Source organism: Streptomyces sp. NPDC005151 (genome assembly GCF_053599875.1).
Genome location: NZ_JBSFYR010000224.1, coordinates 1 through 2,654, shown reverse-complemented (window position 1 = coordinate 2,654; position 2,654 = coordinate 1). Strand labels below are relative to the sequence as shown.

The window sequence follows — 2,654 nt, the reverse complement described above, 5'->3', positions numbered from 1 at the left end:
CGAGCCGTAGGTGAGCGGCGCCAGCACGAGCTGTTGCAGCCGGGACAGAGCGGGCTCGATCCCCCGAGCCTCGCCCGACCGGCGCTTCCTGTACTGCCGAAGAGCCTTCCCCCGTGGTCCGCGGCCCTCCGTTGCGCACCCCCGTGCGCCCCCGTTCCGGAAGGAGTGCGGCACCCGTTCCGCCGCCCCGTGTCGGCGGTACCGGCGCTGCGCCCCTTCCGTGCTCCCCACTCTTCCCTCTGCGCAGGTGGGAGCTCATCCGCGTACCTACTCATCTCGCCGACTAGGTACGGATACTCAGAGCTGTGCACCGGACCCCACCCGGAGCGGCACGCTCCTGGTTACGATCGCGTCCGTGTCCGTACTCCCCCTGGTGTTCACAAGTGGCTGGGCGAGCGGGATCAACGCCTATGCGGTGGTCCTGTTGCTCGGCATCTTCGGCGCGACCGGAGTCAGCGACGAGGTGCCCGCGTCGCTGCAGCGCACCGATGTGCTCGTGGTGGCCGCCGTGCTCTTCCTGTGCGAGACGGTCGCGGACAGGATCCCGTACGTGGACTCGGTCTGGGACTCGGTGCACACCGTCATCAGGCCGGTCGCCGGGGCTGTCGTGGCGGCGCTGCTGGCCGGAGAGGGCGGTTCGCTGCCGGAGCTCGCGGCCGGGGCCGTCGGCGGTTCCACGGCGCTGATGAGCCATCTGGTGAAGGCGGGCACCAGGATGGCGGTGAACACCTCCCCCGAGCCGTTCAGCAATATCGCGGTGAGCACGGCCGAGGACCTCGGCGTCGCCGGGATTATCACGTTCGCGATATTCCATCCGCTGGCGGCGGCGGTCATCGCCGCGACCCTGCTCTTCCTCGGCCTGGTGATACTGATCTTCCTGGCCTCCCGCATCCACCGGTTCCTGCGCCGCAGAACGCAGCGGCGGGAGAAGGAACACCTGGCCGGGACGGGTTCGGGGCCTCGTTCGCACTGGCCTTCCGGCTGAGCTGTCGGTGCCGGCCGGGGAGGCCGTAAGGTCACTGACATGGCACGTATTGCGGTGATCGGCGCCGGGATGGGCGCAATGGCGGCGGCCGCCCGGCTGGCCGTGGCAGGCAACCGGGTGACGGTGTACGAGCGGTCGGAGACTTTCGGCGGCTCGGTCGGCCAGTATGCCCGCGGCGGCTTCGCGTTCGACACCGGCCCCTCGCTGCTGCATCTGCCCGCCGTCTACCGCGACCTGTTCGTGAAGACCGGCAAGGAGCCGCTGGAGCGGTGCGTCACGATGACGCAGGTCGATCCGGCGAGCCGCCATCTCTTCGCCGACGGCACGGCGGTCTCGCTGCCGAACGCCTCGCGCGCCGGGGTGGTCGCCGCCCTGGACAGTGCGCTGGGGGCCGGTGCGGGCGGCAGCTGGGGCGGGTTCCTGGACCGGGCCCGCGATGCCTGGGACCGGTCCCGGCGGCCGCTCCTCGAGGAGCCGTTGCGCCCCGACTGGGAGGTGCTGGGCCGCGATCCGTACCCGGCACTCCGGCAGCGCCGCCTGCTGCGCTCGGCCCGCCTGGCGGGCACGGTCGCGGAGGTCGGCGCCTGGGAGCTGACGGACCCCCGGCTGGCCGCTCTCCTCGACGGATACGCGTTGTCGTACGGCCTCGATCCGCTGCGCGCACCGGCGAGCGCGGCCCTTCTGCCGTATATGGAGGAGACATTCGGCAGTTGGTACGTGGCGGGCGGAATCCGGGCGCTGGCGCAGGCGGTGTACGAGCGGTGCCTGGCCCGGAAGGTGGAGTTCGTCTTCGGCGCCGAGGTGGCCCGGGTCGTGGAGAAGGACGGCCGGGCAGCGGGCGTCGAGCTCGTCGCGGGCACGGTCGCGGAGGCCGACCATGTGGTGCTGGGGGCCTGGCCGCACCCGGGTCTGGTGCCGGGTCAGGGGGTCTGGCAGAGCGATGATGTGACGGCTCAGCCGCGACCGGGCGGCGGGACGGCGGTGCCGGGCCGGTTCCAGGTCCTGCTGTCACTGCGCGGCACCCGGCCCGCGGACGCGGTGCACCGGACGGTGGTGCACGGCGCGGACGGCGCGGCGGAGCACGAGGCGGTGTTCGGCGGCCGGCTCGCCGCAGGTCCCACGGTGACGGTGATCCGCCCCGACGACCCCACGACCCGCCCCGACGACGCGCACGAGGCCGTGACGCTCACGGCGACGGTCGCCCCGCACGGCGCGGTGGACTGGACGGACGGTGCGCTGCGCGAGCGGTACGCCGCCACGCTGATCGAGGCGGCCGGCGCAGCCGTTCCCGGGATACGGGAGCGGGTGCTCCACGCCGAGGTGCGGACGCCCGTCGAGAGCGCGGCCGAAACCGGCGCCGAGGGCGGCTCGGTGCCCGCGCCCGCGCTGGCCGGGGCCGGGGGCGCGTATCTGCATCCGGGCAACCGCACCCGGTTGCCCGGGCTCTACCTCGCGGGCGGCTGGTCGCACCCGGGCGGCGGGCTCGCGCACGCCGGGATGTCGGGGACGCTCGTCGCCGGGCTCATCGTGGAGGGGGACGGCTTCGGCGGCTCCCGGTGAGGGGCCCGGTGACCCTGAGAGCCTGTCGGGTGACCTTCGATCGGAAAGCGGACGCGGTCTGGTACGTGCGATTCCAAGGCGCCGGAAGGCCCTCGGATGGGGTCTCCCC

General features: G+C 73.2%; 2 protein-coding genes. Both read left to right on the top strand.

What is annotated here, in order from left to right; genetic code table 11:
* Positions 1 to 355: 355 nt before the first annotated feature.
* Complete coding sequence (locus ACWD6R_RS40235) at positions 356 to 985, top strand: DUF4126 domain-containing protein (RefSeq protein ID WP_451823294.1); 630 nt, start codon at positions 356 to 358, stop codon at positions 983 to 985.
* Between the two features lie 39 nt (positions 986 to 1,024).
* Positions 1,025 to 2,545 (top strand): phytoene desaturase family protein, encoded by a 1,521-nt coding sequence (locus ACWD6R_RS40230; RefSeq protein WP_451823293.1) that lies wholly within the window; start codon positions 1,025 to 1,027, stop codon positions 2,543 to 2,545.
* Positions 2,546 to 2,654: the final 109 nt, after the last annotated feature.

What these genes read in the sequence shown, in the direction of transcription:
- ACWD6R_RS40230 (WP_451823293.1), top strand. Translation starts at nt 1,025, where the DNA reads ATGGCACGTATTGCGGTGATCGGCGCCGGGATGGGCGCAATGGCGGCG.